This window comes from Shinella sp. 20P9.1.1 (assembly GCF_057798995.1).
Genome location: NZ_JBYOLC010000006.1, coordinates 89,474 through 109,998, shown reverse-complemented (window position 1 = coordinate 109,998; position 20,525 = coordinate 89,474). Strand labels below are relative to the sequence as shown.

General features: G+C 64.3%; 17 protein-coding genes. 10 read left to right on the top strand and 7 right to left on the bottom strand.

The genetic code is table 11. The features are described 5' to 3' along the window. Positions 1-230 precede the first annotated feature (230 nt). Positions 231-1,223 carry a flagellar biosynthetic protein FliO gene (locus tag AC27VQ_RS12475; RefSeq protein ID WP_488716497.1) on the top strand — a complete coding sequence of 331 codons (993 nt, stop codon included), beginning with the start codon at positions 231-233 and terminating at the stop codon, positions 1,221-1,223. Between the two features lie 189 nt (positions 1,224-1,412). On the opposite strand, the gene dksA is transcribed toward AC27VQ_RS12475, so the two are convergent. Next, entirely contained in the window at positions 1,413-1,832 is a 420-nt protein-coding gene (gene dksA, locus AC27VQ_RS12470) for an RNA polymerase-binding protein DksA (RefSeq protein ID WP_117366228.1), read from the bottom strand. A 371-nt stretch (positions 1,833-2,203) separates the two neighbouring features. On the opposite strand from dksA, the gene AC27VQ_RS12465 reads away from it, so the two are divergent. The 6 genes from AC27VQ_RS12465 (at position 2,204) to AC27VQ_RS12440 (ending at position 8,056) form a co-directional block, all read left to right on the top strand. Then, positions 2,204-2,887, top strand: coding sequence for a hypothetical protein (locus tag AC27VQ_RS12465; protein WP_488716496.1), 684 nt, complete (start codon positions 2,204-2,206; stop codon positions 2,885-2,887). Then, entirely contained in the window at positions 2,884-4,173 is a 1,290-nt protein-coding gene (locus AC27VQ_RS12460; RefSeq protein WP_488716656.1) for a putative bifunctional diguanylate cyclase/phosphodiesterase, read from the top strand. The genes AC27VQ_RS12465 and AC27VQ_RS12460 overlap by 4 nt, the downstream gene beginning before the upstream one ends. Before the next feature lie 73 nt (positions 4,174-4,246). After that, positions 4,247-4,771 (top strand): SixA phosphatase family protein, encoded by a 525-nt coding sequence (locus tag AC27VQ_RS12455; protein WP_313532669.1) that lies wholly within the window; start codon positions 4,247-4,249, stop codon positions 4,769-4,771. Between the two features lie 67 nt (positions 4,772-4,838). Continuing rightward, complete coding sequence (locus tag AC27VQ_RS12450) at positions 4,839-6,302, top strand: YcjX family GTP-binding protein (RefSeq protein ID WP_488716495.1); 1,464 nt, start codon at positions 4,839-4,841, stop codon at positions 6,300-6,302. Continuing rightward, positions 6,299-7,360, top strand: coding sequence for a YcjF family protein (locus AC27VQ_RS12445; RefSeq protein ID WP_488716494.1), 1,062 nt, complete (start codon positions 6,299-6,301; stop codon positions 7,358-7,360). The genes AC27VQ_RS12450 and AC27VQ_RS12445 overlap by 4 nt, the downstream gene beginning before the upstream one ends. Before the next feature lie 147 nt (positions 7,361-7,507). After that, positions 7,508-8,056: a hypothetical protein gene (locus tag AC27VQ_RS12440; RefSeq protein WP_488716493.1), complete on the top strand. Its 549-nt coding sequence runs from the start codon at positions 7,508-7,510 to the stop codon at positions 8,054-8,056. Between the two features lie 6 nt (positions 8,057-8,062). Here AC27VQ_RS12440 and folK read toward each other — a convergent pair whose 3' ends face one another. Genes folK through folP form a run of 3 tightly spaced genes read right to left on the bottom strand, consistent with a single transcriptional unit; the run spans position 8,063 to position 9,834 of the window. Next, a complete protein-coding gene (folK, locus tag AC27VQ_RS12435; protein ID WP_488716492.1) occupies positions 8,063-8,581 on the bottom strand; it encodes a 2-amino-4-hydroxy-6-hydroxymethyldihydropteridine diphosphokinase in 519 nt (172 codons plus the stop codon). After that, the gene (folB, locus tag AC27VQ_RS12430; RefSeq protein WP_117366234.1) at positions 8,571-8,939 is read right to left on the bottom strand and encodes a dihydroneopterin aldolase; all 369 of its coding nucleotides are present in this window, start codon (positions 8,937-8,939) and stop codon (positions 8,571-8,573) included. Before folB ends, folK begins: the two co-directional genes overlap by 11 nt. 22 nt (positions 8,940-8,961) lie before the next feature. Further along, positions 8,962-9,834: a dihydropteroate synthase gene (gene folP, locus AC27VQ_RS12425; protein WP_488716491.1), complete on the bottom strand. Its 873-nt coding sequence runs from the start codon at positions 9,832-9,834 to the stop codon at positions 8,962-8,964. A 148-nt stretch (positions 9,835-9,982) separates the two neighbouring features. On the opposite strand from folP, the gene AC27VQ_RS12420 reads away from it, so the two are divergent. Further along, positions 9,983-10,603, top strand: a complete 621-nt coding sequence (locus tag AC27VQ_RS12420; protein WP_488716655.1) for a DUF922 domain-containing Zn-dependent protease — start codon at positions 9,983-9,985, stop codon at positions 10,601-10,603. Between the two features lie 473 nt (positions 10,604-11,076). On the opposite strand, the gene AC27VQ_RS12415 is transcribed toward AC27VQ_RS12420, so the two are convergent. Together AC27VQ_RS12415 and AC27VQ_RS12410 are read right to left on the bottom strand one after the other, a co-directional pair. Next, a complete protein-coding gene (locus AC27VQ_RS12415) occupies positions 11,077-11,397 on the bottom strand; it encodes a 2Fe-2S iron-sulfur cluster-binding protein (protein WP_023512203.1) in 321 nt (106 codons plus the stop codon). Between the two features lie 191 nt (positions 11,398-11,588). Then, positions 11,589-11,957 (bottom strand): Hpt domain-containing protein, encoded by a 369-nt coding sequence (locus tag AC27VQ_RS12410; RefSeq protein WP_313530918.1) that lies wholly within the window; start codon positions 11,955-11,957, stop codon positions 11,589-11,591. A gap of 529 nt (positions 11,958-12,486) precedes the next feature. On the opposite strand from AC27VQ_RS12410, the gene AC27VQ_RS12405 reads away from it, so the two are divergent. Beyond that, positions 12,487-18,468: an apolipoprotein A-IV repeat region-like domain-containing protein gene (locus AC27VQ_RS12405; protein ID WP_488716490.1), complete on the top strand. Its 5,982-nt coding sequence runs from the start codon at positions 12,487-12,489 to the stop codon at positions 18,466-18,468. Between the two features lie 188 nt (positions 18,469-18,656). Then, complete coding sequence (locus AC27VQ_RS12400) at positions 18,657-19,634, top strand: Tim44 domain-containing protein (protein ID WP_488716489.1); 978 nt, start codon at positions 18,657-18,659, stop codon at positions 19,632-19,634. A gap of 198 nt (positions 19,635-19,832) precedes the next feature. On the opposite strand, the gene AC27VQ_RS12395 is transcribed toward AC27VQ_RS12400, so the two are convergent. Further along, the gene (locus AC27VQ_RS12395) at positions 19,833-20,450 is read right to left on the bottom strand and encodes an ABC-type transport auxiliary lipoprotein family protein (RefSeq protein ID WP_488716488.1); all 618 of its coding nucleotides are present in this window, start codon (positions 20,448-20,450) and stop codon (positions 19,833-19,835) included. Between the last annotated feature and the right edge of the window lie 75 nt (positions 20,451-20,525).

Here is a 20,525-nt window from a genome sequence, read left to right as displayed (position 1 = left end):
TGCACGAGGGAAGCGCAAAAAGCCACCAAGGGAAAGCAAGGGCGCGAATTCACAGGGAATATTCCCGGCATAACCATCGCAATTTCGGTACCTCGCGCTATTTTCGCGACAGTGGCGGGGGAAATGGGCGCTGGACAAGCGGCAACAAGCGCTTGTAGGTGCCTGCAAAAAGCCGTCAAATGCAGCCTTCGAGCTGATCGATCCATCTGCCGACAAGGAGTGCGCGCGTCATGTTCCAGGAGATCCTCGCGGAGAACGGCACGAAGTTCGTCATCGCCGCCATCGTGGTGCTGCTCGGCCTGCTCTGCCTCGCGCTCGTTCTGTGGATCATCCGTGGCCGCCCCTCCTCGCCTTTCATCCGCGGCGGACGCAACCGCACGCCGCGCCTGGCCGTGCTGGATGCCGCCGCCATCGACACGCGCCGCCGCCTCGTTTTGGTGCGGCGCGACGACGTGGAACATCTCATCATGATCGGCGGTCCGACCGATATCGTCATCGAGACGCGCATCGGCACGGGCGCACCCTCCGAGCAGCCGGCTGAAAAGCCTGTCCAGAAGATCGAGCGCGCCGAGCCAGTGCCGGTCCTTCAGGAAACGCCTTTACGCACCACCGAGACCGCTACGGTTTCTCGGGCCGCGGCATCGGCCGCGTCAGGAACGACCGAGCGTCGCCCTGCCGCCGTTCCCGAGGGCGTCTCCTCCATGAGCAAGGTGCTTTATGCCGGCGACGACGAGGCCTCCGCCCGCGCGGCGCAGGCCCGCCCGGTCACGCAGCCCGTCACCACCCAGCAGCAAATCCCGGCAACCGCCCAGCAACGCACGCCGGAACGGCGCGCCGAAGACGTGCTGGAGCAAAGCCGCCAGCGTGTCCTGGCGACGCAACCCACGACCGCGCAGACCACGACGACGCAGTCGACGGCCGGCCAGCCCGTGCAGCGGCCGGTGACGACGGCTGCCGTCGCCAAGCCGGTGACCAACGTCACCGACAACGCCGCGCTGGTCAGCGAATTCGAAAAGATCCTCGAAGCCGAAATGGTCGGCAATGCCGCTGCCGCAAGTGCCGCCCGCCCCGTGACGCAAATGCCTGCCACGCAGACCGCCGCCCTCACCACGCAGGCGACACCGACAGGCGGACAAGGTCAGCCCGTCGCCAAGAGCCGCGAGGAAACCGAGGCGGAGATGGCTCGCCTGCTCGGCGAGATCGCGGCAAACCGCAAAAGCTGATTTCACACGTCCGACAGCCTTGCGCCCTCCCGCATCCTTCAAAAGAAAAAGCCGCAGGAAACGAGACGTTTCCAGCGGCTTTTGATTTTGACGGTGCACCACAGTCCGAGAACTGCCGGTACCGGATGCATCCGGTATTCGACCCTTGTGAACGCAGTCCGCGGACCTCCTCAGATCCGCTGATAACGCTTACTCGTCGCGATACACCTTTTCCCGACGCTCATGGCGCTCCTGCGCCTCGATCGACAGCGTTGCGATCGGGCGGGCGTCGAGACGCTTGAGACCGATCGGTTCGCCGGTTTCCTCGCAATAGCCGTAGGTGCCTTCGTCGAGACGCTGGAGCGCGGCATCGATCTTGGAGATCAGTTTGCGCTGGCGGTCGCGAGCCCGAAGCTCGATGGCACGGTCGGTTTCCGAGGATGCCCGGTCCGCGAGGTCCGGGTGGTTGGCGCTTTCCTCCGCCAGATGATCGAGGGTTTCGCGCGCTTCGCGCAGGATGTCGTTTTTCCAGGCGTTCAGCTTCGCACGGAAGTAAGCGCGCTGGCGTGCATTCATGAATTCTTCGCCCTCATCGAGGACGAAACTGCTAAGATCGATCTTCTCACTCAACGCGATTCTCCTGAAGAACATCTCAAGGCGCGCTGTATATCCCCACGGGTAACGCGATTCAAGCCTGTCGGGACTTACCCACGGTTTTCGCGCATGCCTTAATTTTAAACCTTGCCAGACTAATATTTCATCAAGATTACAACGGGATGGCAAAACCGCCCCGGAGAAGTGCCAAAATTGGCCGCCCCCCCTCGGGAACCTTGCCTTCGCGATGGGCTTCACATTACCCTGCCCTCAATTCAGGCACAGGGTCTTTGTTCCTAAACGGATGATGCGCCCGTTTTCTTTCCTGAACCTGTCGGAAAGGCCGGATTCAGATTTATTTTAGTAAGTCATGCTTCTCTTCAGCGTGGGGTAGGAGCGTGTTTTTGATGTTTCGCAATTTGAGGGCACTTCTGACAATCGAGGCTGGCGATCCCGATCTGGTTCAGGCACAGCTGGCCGCCTTCACCAAGCAGGTGCCGCTGCTTTATTTCATGCTGGTGACGAACACGGTCGCGCTGACGGTGACCCATTTCGGGGCCGCGCCTGCCCTCCTGACGCTCTATATCCCTTCCATGCTCTATGCCGTCAGCCTGTTCCGGCTGGTGCACTGGTGGTTCAGCCGCCACAAGCGCTATACGCATGAAGAGGCGACCGGCCGCCTGCGCTCGACCTACCGTCTCACCACCCTGCTCGGCGCCGGTTTCTGCGCCTGGTCGCTCAGCCTCTATCCCTATGGCGATGCCTACCAGCAATCCCATGTCGCCTTCTACATCGCCAACACGGTGATCGGCTGCATCTTCTGCCTGATGCATCTGCGGGCGGCGGCACTGGCCCTGACGGCTATCGTGCTCGGCCCCTTCACCATCTTCTTCGGCACGTCGGGCAATCCGGTCTTCACGGCGCTGGCGCTCAACGTCGCGCTCGTCACGGTCGCCATGGTGTTCATCCTTCTGACCTACTACCGGGATTTCCGCGCGCTCATCCAGTCGCAGAAGGAACTCACCGCCCGTCAGGCGGAAACCCAGCGTCTCAGCGACGAGAACCATCGGCTGGCAATCTCGACAGTCTGACGAACCTGCCGAACCGCCGCCAGTTCCGCGCTGAACTTGAAAAACGTCTTGCGCGCGCGGAAAAGAACGGCACGGGCCTAGGGCTCGGCCTCATTGATCTCGACGGCTTCAAGCCGGTCAACGATACGTTCGGCCACAGCATCGGCGACAGGCTTCTGATTGAGGTCGGCGAGCGGCTCACCGCCTTCGCGGACCGCAACATCTTCCCCGCCCGCCTCGGCGGCGACGAATTCGGCCTCATCTTCGAGGGCACCCTGGATCCGGATCAACTGGATGCGCTTGGCGAGGAAATCTGTACGGCCTTGCAGGAGCCCTATGTCTTCAGCGGCCAAGCGGCCCGTGTTTCCGGCTCGCTCGGCATTTCCATCCTCGGCGAGGCCGGCACCACCGCCGACCGATTGTTCGACCGGGCAGATTTTGCCCTCTATCTCGCCAAGCAGAATTTTCGTGGAACGACCGTCGTCTTCTCCGCCGAGCACGAGGCGGAGATCAGCGAGCAGGGCCGCATCCAGCAGGCGCTGCGCGCTGCGGATTTCGATAAGGAAATGTATCTTGCCTTCCAGCCCATGGTAGACGCCGATACCAACGGCATCTCCGCCTATGAGGCGCTGGCCCGCTGGAAGAGCCCGACCATCGGCACCGTTGCCCCCGGCGTCTTCATCCGGGCCGCAGAACGGGCCGGCATCATCGGCAAGCTCACCGAGGTGCTGATGCGCAAGGCGCTGGAGGCGGTGCAGACCTGGCCGGAGCATATCCGCCTCTCCGTCAACCTCTCCACGCGCGACGTCGTCTCCAACAAGACCGTCGACGCGCTGCTCGACATCATCGCCGAAAGCGGCATCGATCCGGCCCGCCTCGATATCGAGGTGACGGAAACCGCCGTCATGCGCAATTTCACGCTCGCCGCCGAAAATATCCGCCGCTTTGCAGAGCGCGGCATCGGCGTAGCACTCGATGATTTCGGCACGGGTCATTCCAGCCTCAGCTATGTGCACAAGCTGCCGCTCACCAAGATCAAGATCGACCGCAGCTTCATCGTCGATATCGCGACGAACGAACTCAGCCGCAGCATCGTCAAGACCATCGTCGATCTCTCGCGCAATGTCGGCTGTGTCTGCGTCGTGGAGGGCATGGAGACGGCCGAGCAGGTGGCGGCGCTGCGCGCGCTCGGTTGCCGCATGATGCAGGGCTACTATTTCGCCCGGCCGCAGAAGCTGGAGGACACGCTCGCCTATCGGGCAACGTCGGAGACGATCCTCAATCCGGTCCTGCGCAAAACCGGTTGATCTTTACCGCGAGGAAAGACATGAAAGTCTGGACGCGGCACGGATGTCCGGCCGCTGGCGATGGAGGACAGACTTGGCATCTTTCGGCGCACCGGCCTTCCGGCTCTATCTCCTTCGCCATGCCCGCGCAGCCTGGGCCGACCCCGGCAAGACGGATTTCGACCGCACGCTCGATGATGACGGTTTTGCCGAGGCCGAGGTGATCGCCGAAGAGGCGGCCGACCAGGGCTACAAACCCGATCTCATCCTATCCTCCACCGCCGTGCGCTGCCGCCAGACGTCCGAGCCGTTCCAGCGGACGGTCAGCGAGGAGCTGTCCATCGACTATGTCGATTCGCTCTATTCCGGCACGGTGGATACCTATGCCGAGCTCGCCTTCGCCGAGCGACAGGAGACCTCCATCATGATCGTCGGCCACAATCCGATGATCGAGGAGTTCTTTCACCGCCTCGTCGGCAAGGAAATCGCGGAAACCGCGGCCCCCTTCGGCTATCCGACGGCTGGCCTCGCGATCCTCGATTTCGACAAGCGGCCGACGGAAGAGGACTATGCCGGCGCCTGCCTTGCAGGCTTCATGACGCCGCGCCCCGCGCGCTGAGAACACGGCGGCCTCTTTTTTCGCCGGATTTCGGTTCCTATATCGCGATCGATGCTGGAAAGAGACCTTGCCCCCTAGCCTGACCAATCTCACCGATGAAGCCCTGCTCGCGCTCGACGCGCTGACCGGCCGCGCCGCCAATCTCGTCCATCCGACGATCCGGCTTGGCGTGACCGGCCTGTCGCGCGCAGGCAAGACGGTGTTCATCTCCTCGCTGGTGCACAACCTGCTGAACGGCGGCCGCCTGCCGCTGTTCGAGGCCGGCCGCTCCGGCCGCGTCTCGAAAATCCGGCTGGAGCCGCAGCCCGACGACGCCGTCCCACGCTTCCAGTACGAGGATCATATCCGCGCACTCGTCGCCGATCGCCTCTGGCCCGACTCGACGCGCGCCATCTCGCAGCTGCGCATCACGCTCGATTATGAAAGCGCCTCCGGCTGGGGCCGGCTGTTTTCGCCTGGAAAGCTCTCCATCGACATCGTCGACTATCCCGGCGAATGGCTGCTCGACCTGCCACTGCTCGCACAGGATTTCCGTACCTTCAGTGAAAACACCGTGGCATTGGCAGGGTCCGGCATCCGCGCCGAACTTGCCCACGACTGGTTGGCCCTGTCCGGCACGGTCGATCCCACCGCCGCGGCGTCCGAAGCGACCGCAAGGGCACTGGCGGAAAGTTTTACCGCCTATCTGAAGGCCTGCAAATCCGACGAGCGCTCGCTCTCCACGTTGCCGCCCGGCCGCTTCCTGATGCCGGGTGATCTCGAGGGGTCGCCGGCGCTGACGTTTGCACCCTTGCCGAACCTGACCAAGGAGAACCCCGCCAAGGGCTCGCTCCAGGCGATGATGGAGCGGCGCTACGAGGCCTACAAGACCCATGTGGTGCGGCCGTTCTTCCGCGAGCACTTCGCCCGCCTCGACCGGCAGATCGTGCTGATCGACGCGCTTCAGGCGATCAACCGCGGCGCGGAGGCGGTGCACGATCTGGAGCGGGCGCTGGGCGACGTGCTCGATTGCTTCCGCTCCGGCACCAACAGCTTCCTGTCCTCCTTCGTCACCCGCCGCATCGACCGCATCGTGATCGCCGCGACCAAGGCGGACCACCTTCACCATGAAAGCCACGCGCGGCTCGAAGCCGTCACGCGGCGGCTGGTCGAGCGCGCCATCGAGCGCATCGGCATGAGCGGCGCCGGCATCGAGGTCATGGCGCTCGCCTCCGTGCGCGCCACCCGCGAGGCGACCGTCAAGCACAATGGAGAAGAGCTGCCCGTCATCGTCGGCGTGCCGATGGCGGGCGAGAAGATCAACGGTGAGATCTTCGACGGCGAAAGGAAAACCGCCATATTTCCCGGTGACTTGCCGGAGAATCCGGATTCACTTTTCGAAGCGCTTGAGAAGCATTCTGAAGGCCTGCTCAACTTCGTGCGCTTCCGCCCGCCGCATATCGAAGAGACCGGCGGCGGCCTGAAACTGTCGGTGCCGCACATAAGGCTCGACCGCGCGCTGCAATATCTCATCGGAGACCGGCTGGCATGAACGACCGTCCGCGCAAGCCCGCAGCCTTCTCGCTGCCGTCGGATAGCACGGTGCCGCCGGTACGCAGCGAGCCGCGCAAACCGGCCGCCTTCGACAATGCCGTGACGCTCACGCCGGATGCCGACGATCCCTTCATCGCGACGACGACGGACCTGCCGGATCTCGCTCCGCCGGTCGCCACACCCCGCCCGCGCCGCCTCACCTTCGGCCGCATCGCCATGGGCGCGCTCGGTCTGCTGCTCTCGCTCGCCGTCGGCCTCTGGGTCGATGCGCTGATCCGCGACCTCTTTAGCCGCAACGACTGGCTGGGTTATCTGGCGATCGGCGCGACCGTTATTGCGGTGCTCGCCCTTCTCGGCGTCGTGCTGCGCGAGGCCTGGGGCCTGCGCCGCCTCGCCGCCGTGCAGGACCTGAAGCGCGACGTGACGGAGGCCATCGCCTCGCCGAAGCCGGCTGTGGGCCGCGCCATCGTCGCCCGCCTCGTCACACTCCTCTCCGCCCGCCCGCAGACCGCGCGCGGCCGCAGACGGCTTGCCGAGACGGAGGGCGAGATCATCGATTCGGCGCATCTGGTCGATCTTGCCGAACGCGAACTGATGGGCCCGCTCGACCGCGAGGCGCGCGCACTCATCCTCGGCGCAGCGAAACGCGTCTCGATCGTAACCGCCGTCAGTCCACGCGCGCTGGTCGATCTCGGCTATGTCATCTATGAAAGCAGCCGGCTGGTGCGGCGCATGGCGGAACTCTACGGCGGCCGGCCGGGCAAGCTTGGCATGCTCAGGCTGATGCGCGACGTCATCGCCCATCTCGCTGTCACCGGCTCGATCGCCATGGGCGACAGCGTCGTGCAGCAGGTACTCGGCCATGGGCTCGCCTCGAAACTCTCCGCCCGCCTCGGCGAAGGCGTCATCAACGGCCTGATGACGGCCCGGATCGGCATCGCCGCCATGGACCTCTGCCGCCCCATGCCGTTTCGCGCGCTGAAGCGCCCAGGCATCGGCGATTTCATCGGCGACCTGACGCCGGGCGCCGGAAACGGCCGGCGCGACGAGACGTGACCGTCTTGCAACACCCCGGTTTTGCGGGTGCACAATCCTAGCAAATGATGAACGACAAGGGCGCCGGAAACCGTCCATTAACCATTTTCGCGCAAATCTCGTCGCACCAAAGCAGGCCGAATGGCCGTCGCCCATCAAGGATCGTTCATGTACCCGCGCACCTCTTTGATCGCCCGCGCTTCCGTAGCGGCCTTCGTTGCAGCCTCCACCTTCGTCATTCCGGCATCGGCCGGCACGCGTGACAAGGCCTTCTTCGAGCAGGTCACCGGCAACTGGTCCGGCAAGGGCGAAATCGTCGCCGGCAAGTACAAGGGCACCAAATTCGCCTGCGACCTGACGGGCGACACCGCACCCGCCAAGGGCTCCGGCATCCAGCTCGACGGCTTCTGCCGCGTCGGCGTCTTCAAGCAGCCGATGTCGGCGCTGATCACCAAGGCCGGCGGCACCTACAAGGGCAAGTTCCTCGACGGCGCAGCCGGCAAGGGCCTCGACATCACCTCCGGCCAGGTCGCCGGCAATAAGGTCGTCGTCGGCATCAACCGCCAGAAGCTGAACGGCGCCATGATCGCCCGGCTCGAAAGCGACAACAAGCTCGCCATCACCATCTCGGTGAAGGTCGGCGAGAAGATGGTTCCGGTCATCGGCGTCGCGCTCGACCGCAATCTCGACGACATCGCCGTCGGCTCGATCAAGTAAGCTCCATCAAGTAAGCGGGCACCATTCGGAGCCGGCGCTCGCCGGCTCGATGCCCGCGACATCCGCGTCCTGAAGCCAGTCGCCGATCGTGCGTCCCGCGACGATCAGATCGCGCGCGATATCCGAAAGCGGCATCAGCACGAAGCCGCGAGCCGTCATGCGCGGATGCGGCAATTCCAGTCGCCCGCCGGACTGCTCCACACCCTCATAGGTCAGAACATCGATATCGATGGTGCGCGGTCCCCAGCGCTCCTTGCGCTCGCGCTTCATGTCGCGCTCGATGCCGAGGCAGGTGTCGAGCAGCGCCTCGGGCGAAAGCCTCGTCTCCACCAGCGCGCAGGCGTTGAAGAACCAGTCCTGATCGGTCTTGCCCCAGGGCGGCGTGCGATAGAGCCGCGAAACGGCCGTGACGCGGCAATCCGGCCGCGCATCGAGCGCACGCAGCGCCTCGGCCATGGATTGCACGGGATCACCGATATTGCCGCCGAGGCCGAGCGAGGCCCGGTGGAAGATTTCAGACGACATGATCGACGGTCACCTGAACGTAATCCAGCACGCCAGGCACCGGCGCATTCGGCTTGCGCACCGTGATGCGCGCGCGGAAAATCTGCGGGAAGCGGGCGCAGAGCACGGTGGCGATCTCCTGCGCCAGCGCTTCGATGAGGTAGCGGCGCTGGCCGGTGACGATCTTCTCGATTTCCTGGAAGGCAACGCCATAGTCGACGGTCGATTCGATGGCATCGTCGGAGAGCGGCTGCGAGGGACGGACCTCGAGCTCCGCATCGACGAAGAAGCGCTGGCCCAGAAACTCTTCCGCATCATGCAGGCCATGGCGGGCGAAGAAGGCGCAGTTCTTGAGCGTGATCGTGTAGGTGGTGGTCATGGTTTTTCCTGTCTGGCTGTGGTCAGGCGCGTTCTTCGCGGGCCTTCACCGTGCGCTTTGCGTCCAGCATAGCATCCGCCATGGCAAGCGCATCCCTGTTGATTGCGACATCGTGCACCCGAAACACTGCCGCACCTGCGACACGCAGCAGCGCCGTCGTCGCGGCCGTGCCGGCATCGCGCTCCGCCGCCTCGCGGCCCGTCACCGCGCCGACGAAGCGTTTGCGCGACGTGCCGGCGAGGATGGGCAGGCCGAAGCCGAAAAGTTCGCCGAAGCGGGCCATCAGTTCGAGATTCTCCTCCGTATCCTTGGCAAAGCCGAAACCGGGATCGAGCACCATCGCATCGCGGGAAATGCCGGCCTCGCGGGCGATCTCCAGCGAGCGGCCGAGGAAGAGATACTGGTCCTCCACCACATCGGGCCTTTTTTCACGGTCGCGGCCGGTATGCATGATGCACAGCCCCGCCCCCGTTTCGGCCGCGACACGGGCGATATCCGGCTCGCGCTGCAGGCCGTGCACGTCATTGACGATATGGGCGCCAGCGGCCACGGCAAGACGCGCGGTCTCGGTGCGGTGGGTATCGACGGAGATGATGGCATCCGTCGTGCCGGCGAGCGCCTCGATGACGGGCAGGATACGCTCCTGCTCCTCGGCCGCCGAGACGCTGGCCGCGCCCGGCCGGGTCGATTCGCCGCCGATATCGATGATCCCGGCCCCCTGTTCCAGACAGAGGATCGCCTGCGCGACCGCCGCATCGGCGCTGTCGAACTGCCCGCCGTCCGAAAAGGAATCGGGCGTGACATTGACGATCGCCATCAGGATACCGCGCGGGCCGAGCTCCAGATGCCGGCCATGGGCGAGCGCCCAGCGAAAGGGATCGAACGGCGAGACCATGGCGGTTTCCTTCGCGATTAACCAGCGTTCCCGAAAGGGTGTTGCGCTCGCCGAGCCTATGCCCCAAGCTTACGGGAAGTTCAACCGGCCTCTGGCCGGCACTGCGTCGGGCTTCGTCGATTGCAAAAGCCCGATGGCGAAAGGAATGCTGATCAGAATGAAGACCATCGCTCGCCTGATGGCCGTTGCCGCCCTCGCCTCCGCCGCTCTTCAGCCCGCAGCCGCCGAGACGATCACCTCGAAATCCTTCGCCTATTTCTCCATCGGCGGGCGCACGGCGGCCGAACTGGACGAAGAACTATCGAAGCGCGGTCCTGTCATGAAGCACTCCGGCTCCCGCCATCCCGGCGCCACGCGCATCAAATGGGGCGGCTCGGTCACCTATGTGCGCCGCGGCGGCAAATGCGCGGTCGGCGATGCCAAGGTGACGCTCTCCACCCAGATCATCCTGCCCAAATGGAAGAACCGCAGGCGCGCCACCGCCTCGCTCGCCCTCATTTGGGATACGCTCTCGGCCGACATCAAGCGCCATGAGGAGCGTCACGCGGAAATCGCCCGCACCCATGCCCGCGCCCTGGAGAAGACGCTGAAGACGCTGCGGCCGGAAAGCGACTGCGAACGCATGCAGGCCCGTGTCGACCGGGCAACGGCGGATGCCGTTTCGAAGCACGATGCCGACCAAGCCCGCTTCGACAATGTCGAATCGAAAAGCTTCAACGACCGCATGATGCGGCTCCTCACGCACCGGCTGAAGAGCCAAGCCGAATAAGCGTACGTGGCCGCACAGGTATTTCTTGAGAAAGCTTTAATGCAACGGGATCGGCGCAAGGCCCCGTATGCTTTCTATCCATGAAATGACTGGTTAGTTTTAGCGATAGCGCAATTCCGCAAATCACCGTACTTTCCTATCAACAGTGAACGGGAAGAGGCAGTTTCCTTCCCGGAGTTGCATGAAACGGTTTGTAACAGGTTCTCCTGGCGCGTCCTTATCTCAGCAGCAGGTGTCTCCTCCCTCTCCTCGCTGCGATGCGCCCTACTGGCCTCGCTCGTCTTGATCGACCAGCGAGGCTCTTTTTTTGTCTTCTATACTTCAAGAAAACACAGACGAACGATTCTCTTCTTTGCGAGAGAAAATGTAACGCCGCGTCTTCCTCTCTTCCGACACGGAAAAGCAAAATGCGCATGCCAAAAAGGCGACACCGGAACGGTGCCGCCGCTAAACTTCGGCATGGGTGGATGATGTCAGGCCTGGCGTTCCGGCACGTGAACCACGAGCCCGTCGAGCGCATCCGACATCTTGATCTGACAGGAGAGCCGCGAGGTGGGGCGCACCTCGTAGGCGAAGTCCAGCATGTCCTCTTCCATCGCTTCCGGTGGGCCGACGGTGGCGCTCCAGGCGTCGTCGACATAGACATGACAGGTGGCGCAGGCGCAGGCGCCGCCGCATTCCGCCTCGATGCCAGGCACGGAGTTGCGCACGGCATTTTCCATGACTGTGGAGCCGTTGGCGACATCCAGTTCGTGGCGCGTGCCGTCGAAGGCGACGATGGTGAGTTTGCTCATGATGGCTTCCGGATTCTCAAGAACTGCCCGAAGCGGGCGAAGGGACGACCGGCGAAGGTGTTTTCCGAAACGCCGGTTTTCCGCCGGACGTTTCCAACAAAACCCCTCTCCAGTCAACATCGCGCGCCGGGCGAGGCCGCGCCAGTCCCGCCGCGCCATGGAATTTTCCCGCTGCGCCGGGGCAGCGGCGATCAGCGGCAGAGCTTGAGGATGAAGTTTTCCGCCTCGACGACGGCGGCGGTGACGCCGGCAAGCGCAATCGCATCGGCCGGGTTGTCCTCCAGCGCGGCGGCAGCCTTGGCAACGGCATCCGCGCCGACGGACTGGGCAGAGCCCTTGAGGCGGTGTGCCACGGCGGCACGCACAGCGCCTTCGCTCGTTGCCAGTTCCTTCATGCTTTCGCGCGCCTGGCGCGCAAACATCTGCAACACTTCCAGTTCGAGGGCCTTGTCGCCCATCGTCTGGCGCGCCAGGTGTACCAGATCGATCGGACGTCCGTTCGAAGGTCCCATGCCGCCGGTATTGTCGGGGGCCTCGAAGGCGATGTTGAGCGCTGCCATTTGCCAATTTCCTTTATACGCGACGCACGCTTGTTTCGTTGTGATGCACGCAGGAGCCGGATGCGGCCACGAACCTGTGCCGGGATCAGGTGGAAGTCATGGGACACCATTCTGCGGGACCGGCGCGCCTATCCGATTAAAAGAGGGCGCAATCTGGGCATGAATCGCAAACTATGGTTAACGGCTGAAAAATCGCCATTTTTCCTATTATTCCATCGCGATACAAAAAGCCCTCGCATTAACTTCCTGTTAAGTTTCAAGCGAAGGGAGATGGCAATCAATTGTGTGATACAGGCTAATGTGTCACTACGATACGACCGGGATAGTCCCGGTGGATAAGCCGTGCGCGGAGATACTTTACGCCACGATTTCGGTTTATCGAGCGAATTTGGAATGAACGGCGGCCTGGACGCTGCTTGCCATGAGGGTAAGCAGCAAGACCGGCCACCCACCGGACGGTTCGAAGACGCCTGAGCAGCGGCAGCGCGTATGAGGCCCGTCCCGGAGAATGGTAACGAGGCGTAACCGCATGGCGACGAACAAGTCCAACGAAACGATCGACGAAAAGGCTTTCCAGGCATTGGAAGAGGCGTTGAAGATCGATTTCGACGATCTGACGCCGGAGACGCCCGCGACGAAGGACACTTCCGAGGCGCGCGTGTCTGAACCAGCAAGCCGTGTTTCGACCAAGACCCAGGAGAAGCCGGCAAGCCGCCCGGCAGCGGGCGAAACGCCCCGCAACCTGGCGCCCGAGCCCGCACCCAAGACCCCCGCCTTCACGCCCGCCAATGACGGTTCGCGCAAATCGCCGGCTGCGATCCTGAAATCGCTGGACGTGCGCTCCAGCCGCTCATCGATCCGCACCGCCGTGCTCGCCTCGATCCTCTGGGTTGTCGGCGGCCTCGGCGTTGCCAACCTGCTTTATGCGCCGAAGATTTGGGAGATCCGCTCGGTAGCCGATCTCGTCGCCCTTCCCGGCGCCATCGGCATGGTCGTCGCCATCGTCATGCCGATCATGCTGTTCTTCGCCTTCGCGATCATGATCTCGCGCGCTCATGAGCTGCGCAGCGCTGCCCGCTCGATGGCCGAAGTCGCTCTGCGTCTTTCCGAGCCGGAAACCGTCGCCACCGACCGCATCATGACCGTCGGCCAGGCGGTTCGTCGCGAAGTGTCGGCGATGAACGAAGGCATCGAGCGCACCATCGCGCGCGCCACCGAACTTGAAACCCTCGTGCATTCGGAAGTGAATGCACTGGAGCGCAGCTACACCGATAATGAAATGCGCGTGCGCACGCTCGTGCAGGAACTTGGCTCCGAGCGCGAAGCCATCGTCAGTCATGCCGAGCGCATCCGCTCCTCGATTTCGGGTGCGCATGAGCAGCTGAAGGACGAGCTCGCCAGCGCCGGCGACAACATTACCCATCGGCTTGCGACCTCGGGCGAAGCCTTCGCTTCCATGCTCGACACCCGCGCCGCAATGCTGATGGAAAAGTCCGACAGCGCGACGCAGACGATCGGCGCCATGCTTTCGGCCCGCACCGACAGCCTGCTCTCCACCCTCTCCTCTTCGGGCCTGGCACTCGCCAACGAGTTCGACACCCGCCTCGATCATCTGACCAAGAGCCTCGATTCCCGCGGCCGCGATCTGCTCCAGCAGTTCGAGACGCGCGCCTCCTCGCTCGACACCAATACCGAAAAGCTGAACGCCGCCCTCAACGAGCGCGCCAAGCAGCTCAACGAGACGCTGATCGCCCGCACCCGCGAGATCAGCGAAAGCCTGTCCGTCGGCCAGCATGCCGTCACAAACGGCCTCGACCAGGTTCTCCAGTCGATGAATGCCGCGCTCGACGAAAAGGGCGCGCAGTTCCGCCAGAGCCTCAAGAACGCCGCCGACGATACGGTCATGGACCTCGACCTGCGCTCGGGCTTCTTCGACGAGCGCATGCAGGCGACCGTCGGCCAGATCGCCGGTGCTTTCGACAATCGCGTCGAGGAATTCGCCCAGGCCTTCGATCAGCGCGCCGGTTCGCTCGACTCGAAGCTGATGGAAAGTCTCGGCCGCATCAACGAGACGGTTGCGAGCGGCCGCGATGCCATCGACGGCCTGCTGACCTCCGGCATCGACCGCCTCGGCAACACGCTGACCGACCAGTCCTTCGCTCTCGCGACGACGCTCGCCACCAGCCAGGAAGTGCTCGAAAGCGCCGTTTCCGGCCATGCGGATGCCATCAACAGCGCCGTCACCGGTGCGCATGAGCGCGTCGGCGCGGTGCTCTCCGAAAAGTCGGCGGCCCTGCTCGGCGGCCTTTCCGATGTCCAGAATCGCATCGAAAGCGGTTTTGGTGCCCGCGCGGATGCGCTGGCGGAAAGCATTTCGGGCAGCGAACGCCGCCTTACGGAAGCGCTCGACAACCGCGGCACGGCAATTGCCACCGACATCCAGGCCGCCCAGGCGCGTATGGAAGAAGCGCTGGGCGCCCGCGCCGACGAGATCACTTCGACGATCGCCGCCAGCCACAACCGTCTGGACAGCGCGCTCACCGAACGCACGGCCGCCCTCTCGGCCATGCTGAACGAAACCGGAAGCCAGCTCGAGCAGTCGGTCGGCTCCGCCGCCGGCCGCGTCGAAAACGCGCTGACGGGTGCTGCCCGCCAGATCGATGAAGTCATCACCGGCCGCACGGCCAACCTCGCCTCGGTTCTGTCCAACAGCGCCGGCGCCATGCAGTCGTCGATCGATGCCGCCGCAAACCGCGTCGAGACCGTCCTCACGGAAGGCAGCCGCGAGCTTGGCGGCGTCCTGCATGGTCAGGCCGCGGAATTCGCCGATGCGTTCTCCGGCCGCGCCGCCGAGATCGCCGAAGCCCTTTCCGGCCGCGCCTCACAGCTCGCCGGCTCGCTCGTCAACACCCACGAGCAGATCCGCGCCACGCTCGACGACCGCATCAACGCGATCAATGTCGCCATCACCGACGGCAAGAACCAGCTCACCGAAACGTTGAACGAGCAGGCCACCAATATCGGCACCTCGATCGCCACCTCGGCCGGCATGCTGGAAATGTCGCTGGAGCAGCATGAAGAAACGCTGCGCCGCACCATCGACGGCAGCGCCGCCCTGCTCGACCACCGCGTACGCGAAAGCGCCGGTGCGGTCGCCGAACGCCTCAGCGAAACCACGGCGAAGATCGCCGAGGCCGCCGATGCCTTTGGCGCCCGTATGGAAACGACGGTCGATGGCGTCGCAAACCGTTTCGACGCCACTGGCAGCCGTCTGGAGGAAAACCTCGGCAAGCTGGAAGCGCGCATTGAACAGAGTGTCGATCATGTCTCGGGCACGGTCGATACCGCCGCCGCCCGTATCTCCGACACGCTGTCCGAGCGTCTGGTCGATCTCGACCGCGTGGGCAGCGACGTGTCGCTGCGCGTCTCCGACGCACTCTCCCGCCCGATCGCCGAAGTCGATCGCATCGGCGACGAGACGACGGCCCGCATCGCGGCGGCCCTTGCCGGCCGCGTCGGCGATATCGAGCGCGTCAGCGCGGATGCCGCCAACCGCATCGAAGGCGCCCTTTCCGGCCGCCTCAGCGATATCGAACGCGTAACGACCGAAGCCGCCGAGCGCATCGATAACACGCTGACCGGCCGCGCACTCGAAATCGACCTGATCGCCGAAAATGCCGCCCAGCGTATTGACGCGTCTCTCTCCGGCCGCGCCTCAGAAATCGAGCGCATTGCCGGTGATGCCGCCCAGCGCATCGACCTTACGCTGTCGAGCCGGACCTCCGAGCTGGAACGTGTTGCAAGCGACACCGCTGAGCGTATCGAGAATGTGCTCTCCGGCCGCGCGTCCGAGATCGAACGCATTGCCGGTGCCGCCGCGACGCGCCTCGAAGGTGCGCTTGCCGAACGCGCGAGCGAAATCGCCCGCGTGACCGGCGAAGCCACCGACAAGATCGACAGTACGCTCACACAGCGCACCAACGATATCGAGCGGGTCTCGACCGAAGCCTCCGAACGTATCGCTGCGACCATCGACGAGAAGACCGGCCGTATCGAGGAACGTCTCGGCACGATGGACCGGGCCCTCACCATCGGTCTTGATGGCGTCAACCGCACGATCGACGGCAAGGCCGCCGGCCTTGCCCAGACACTGCGCGAAGCCGTCTCCCAAGCTGCCCAGGATATGGATGCCGAAGCCATCCGTTCGGCCCAGTCGCTTGCCAAGACCGGCGAGGAATTCGCCCATCTGTCGAGTTCGCTGCGCGGCGCGGTTTCGCGTGCAGCCCAGGAAATGGGCGTCGAAGCTCAGCGTGTTGCGGAAAACATCGCCAAGACCGGCGATGAATTCGCCGAAAACCTTTCCGCCCGCAACGAAGCCTTCACGCGCGCGGTCGATGAGACCACGACGGCGGCCGCTGCCCGCTTCGCCGAAACGGAAAACCGTCTCGCAAGCCAGGCGCAGTCGCTGCGCACCGGTCTTGGTGATGTCGAGAAGGCGCTGGAAGCGCGCGGCGCCTCCATCCGCTCGACGCTCGACGACCGCACGCGTGAACTCAACTCCATGCTGGCAAGCCGCACGGAAGAACTGTCGCGCCTCATCAACGAGGAAGCCCGTCCCGTTATCGACGACTATGCTGCCGTCGGCCGCGAGGCCGTCGAACGGATGGCCGGTGTCGGCCGCGAGACCGCGGAAAGCATCAGCAGCGTCGCCCGTGACAGCGCCGACCGTCTGCGCAACGAGAATGCCGCGTTGATCAACGCCATCTCCGCCCGCACGGCCGATACGCTTGCCGCGATCTCAAGCCGCACCGAAGAAGCGGCCGGCGCGATGCGCGATATCGAAAACGGCCTTGCCGCCAATGTCGACAGCCTGATCGCCCGCCTCTCCGAGAGCAATGGCGCGATTGCCGGGCTCGTCGATTCGGCAAGCCAGACGCTCGGTGCCATCGACGGCCGTCTCACCAGCACATCGGAGCGCTTCACCACCTCGGCCGAACGCGCCGCCGACATGGTCGCGACCACGTCGCGCCTGCTCGAAGGCAAGGTCGATCGCCTGTCCGACATTTCGGCCGGCACGCTGTCGCAGATCGGCGGCATCGTCGGCCGCTTCGAGGATCACTCCAAGATCCTGTCGCAGGCATCCGACCTGCTCGCCGCCGCCCAATCGAACCTCGTCTCGACGCTGGAAGAGCGCCAGGACGCATTGCGCTCGCTCTCCATCGGCCTCGTCCAGCGCTCGGAAGAGATCGAGAAGACCATGCAGTCGCTCGAAGGCATGGTCGAGGGCGTCTTCAGCCGCGCCGAGGAACGCTCCAGCCTGATCGCCGGCAACCTGCGAGGCGGCATCCAGAGCTCGTTTGCTGAAGTCGGCCGCATTCTCGGCGAGACCGAAAAGCGCGCCGAAGCCGCGGCCAGCACCCTGCGTGATTCGCTGGTCAAGGCCGGTGAAGAGGCAGGCCAGTCCGTCGAAGGCGCCTTCGTGCGCGCCGAGGAACGGACCAAGGAGGTCGCGAACCGTCTGCGCGGCAGCGTCGGCGCCTCGCTCTCCGATGTCGATCGCCTTCTTACCGAATCCGGCAAGAAGTCCGAGGCCGCCACGACCGTCATGCGGGAATCCATGCGCGAGGCCGTCGAGGAAGCCATCGGCAAGTTCTCCGGTGCGACCGAAGAAATCCGCCGTGCGGCCTCCGAAATTCGCAAGGAACTCGACCAGACTCGTGGCGAACTGAAGCGCGGTGCCTTCGACCTTCCGGAGGAAGCCAAGGAAAACGCCGCCCAGATGCGCCGCGCCGTCAGCGAGCAGATCAAGGCGCTGCAGGATCTGTCCGATATCATCGGCAAGTCCTCCTCTGCGCTCGAAGTCTCCCGCCCGGCCGTTCAGCAGCCCGTGGTACAGCAGCAGCCGGTGCAGGAAACCCGCGCCGTCGAGCCCCGCCGCGAAGAGCCGGCCCAGCTGCGCGGTAGCCTCGGCCTCGAGCGTGCGGCCAGCGCCACCTTGCCGCAGCGTGCGCAGCCCCTGCCCGCCGAAGCCGATGCCAAGACGGCTGGCGAAGGCGGCTGGATGCGCGACCTGCTGCGCGGCGCCGTCTCGCGCGAGGAAGCGCAGTTCGCCCAGCCGCGCGGCGAGGCCCAGGCCGCTCGCCCGGCCGATACGCGCAACCCGCGCCATGTCGTGGAATCGCTGAACTCGCTTTCTGTCGATATCGCCCGTGCCATCGATCACGATGCCTCGGTCGATCTGTGGCGCCGCTACCAGCGCGGCGAGCGTGACGTCTTCACACGCCGCCTGTACACGCTGAAGGGCCAGCAGACGTTCGACGAAATCAAGCGCAAGTATGAGCGCGAGCCGGAATTCCGCACCGCGGTCGACCGCTACATCTCGGACTTCGAAAAGCTGCTCGCCGATGTCGCCCGCAACGACCGCGACAAGGTGATGACGCAGACCTACCTCACCTCGGATACCGGCAAGGTCTATACCATGCTGGCCCATGCGGCAGGCCGCTTCAGCTAAGCGGAATAAAGATCGAAAATAGCGACGGCCGTCCCTCGGGGCGGCCGTTTTGTTTTGATAACGCGCCGATAACGCAGATGTGAGGTCTTCACGCCGTTTCCCCGCGCCAAAACCTTATAATCCGCTCGCCCGGCCTCTATATGCGTCTCGACGCACTTTGAAAGTGCCAAGGGGAAGAGAGACGAAATATGATTTTGATACAGGGATTTGGGCGTGTGCTGGCAACGCTGGCGATTGCGCTGATGACGATCGTCACGGTCGTTGACGTCGCCGAAGCGCGCCGCGCCGGCGGTGGTTTCGGCAGCCGCGGCACGCGGACATTCTCGACGCCTTCGACGACGCGCACTTCGCCGTCGGAAGCCCAGCCGATCGACCGCACCATGACCCGCCAGCAGTCGGCGCAGCCTTCGGCCGGCCGCAACACCACCACCGCAACCAACCCGCGCCCCGGCCTGTTCGGCGGTTTTGGCGGCAGGCTGCTCGGTGGCCTGATGCTCGGCGGCCTCGTCGGCATGCTGCTTGGCTCCGGTCTCGGCGGCGGCATCGGCTTCCTCGGCCTCATCCTGCAGGTGGCGCTGATCGCCGGCCTGTTCTTCTTTCTGCGGCGCATGTTCGCGCAGCGCAACGCGCCCGCCTATGCCGGCAACGGCCAGGCCTGCAGCGCCTATCAGGGCGGCGCCTCCGATTTCGAAATCCCGCGCATCGGCGGCGGCAGCCGGCAGGCAGCGCCCGTCCAGCCGAAAAACAGCGACGAGATCGGCATAAAGCAGGCGGACCTCGAACAGTTCGAAAGTATGCTGAAGGAATTGCAGGCGGCCTATGCGGCGGAAGACTTCCGCACGCTGCGCCAGATCACGACGCCGGAAGCCATGTCCTATCTCGCCGAGGAGCTGAGCGACAACGCTACCCAGGGCCTGAAGAACGAGGTTAGGGATATCCACCTGGTGCAGGGCGACGTGGCCGAAGCCTGGCGCGAAGGCTCGGATGACTATGCGACCGTCGCCATGCGCTACGAGAGCATCGACGTGATGCGCGACCGCGCGACCGGCCGCCTGGTTTCCGGCGATCCCGACAATCTGACGGAAGCCGTCGAAATCTGGACGTTCCTGCGCCGCAACGGCGGCGAATGGAAGGTCTCGGCCATCCAGGGCGTCGCCGACGCCTGATCAGGTTCCGGCGGCCGCCCCTAATCCCGGCCTGCCGGCCACCTTCTCCCCGCACGCCGGGAGAAAGACAAGGAAGCGACGCTTCCTCCCTGCCGCAGCATCGATTTTCAGGAAGAGATCGGGCATCCGCTCCTTCTTCCCACCTGCGGGAAGAAGGTGCCGGCAGGCGGATGAAGAGAGGCTTTCACATCCGAAAAATCAGATCGTGGTGAGCGTCCAGCCGACGATGTCGGCGGTCACACGGGCGAAGGCCGTATCGAGCGCCTTCACGAAGGCCGGGTTGCCCGTGCCGCTGACAGGTACCGCCGCACGGAACACTTTTTGCGCTCGTACCGTGCCATTGCGATCATTCAGCAGCTTCGCCGAAATCTCCACGACGGCCGTGTCCGCGCCCGACGCCTGCACCTCGAACGACCGGATGTCGGTGACGAGCTGATAGTCGATCGCAAGCCCCTGCCCCGGCATGCCCACGCCGCCGAGACGGCCGGTGTTCTCGAAGGCCTGCACGAGCTTGGCCTGCACCATCTTGCTCAGGCTGTCGCTCCACTGCGCCTTGGCGAGGTACTGGATTTCGGACGGCGTCGGGCGGATGACGATCTGCTCGCTGTCTAGCGCCTTCAACGCGGAAGGCGGCGGCACGAGAAGCTGGCGGCTCTTCGCCGAAGGACCTTCGACGGAACTGAGTGCCGAAAGGCTGAACGTATCGTTGTTCGCTGCCTTGCTGCCGCAGGCGACCAGCATTGCCGCCAGAACGGCGATCAGGGCAGCGCGCGCCGCCGTTCCGTTCCGCAACAACTCGATACCCGATACTGTCATCTCGTCCTCAAAGCCACAGACTCAATGTCTAGCAGTGGCACAACAACAAGTCACGGCTGCGATACCGGACAAATT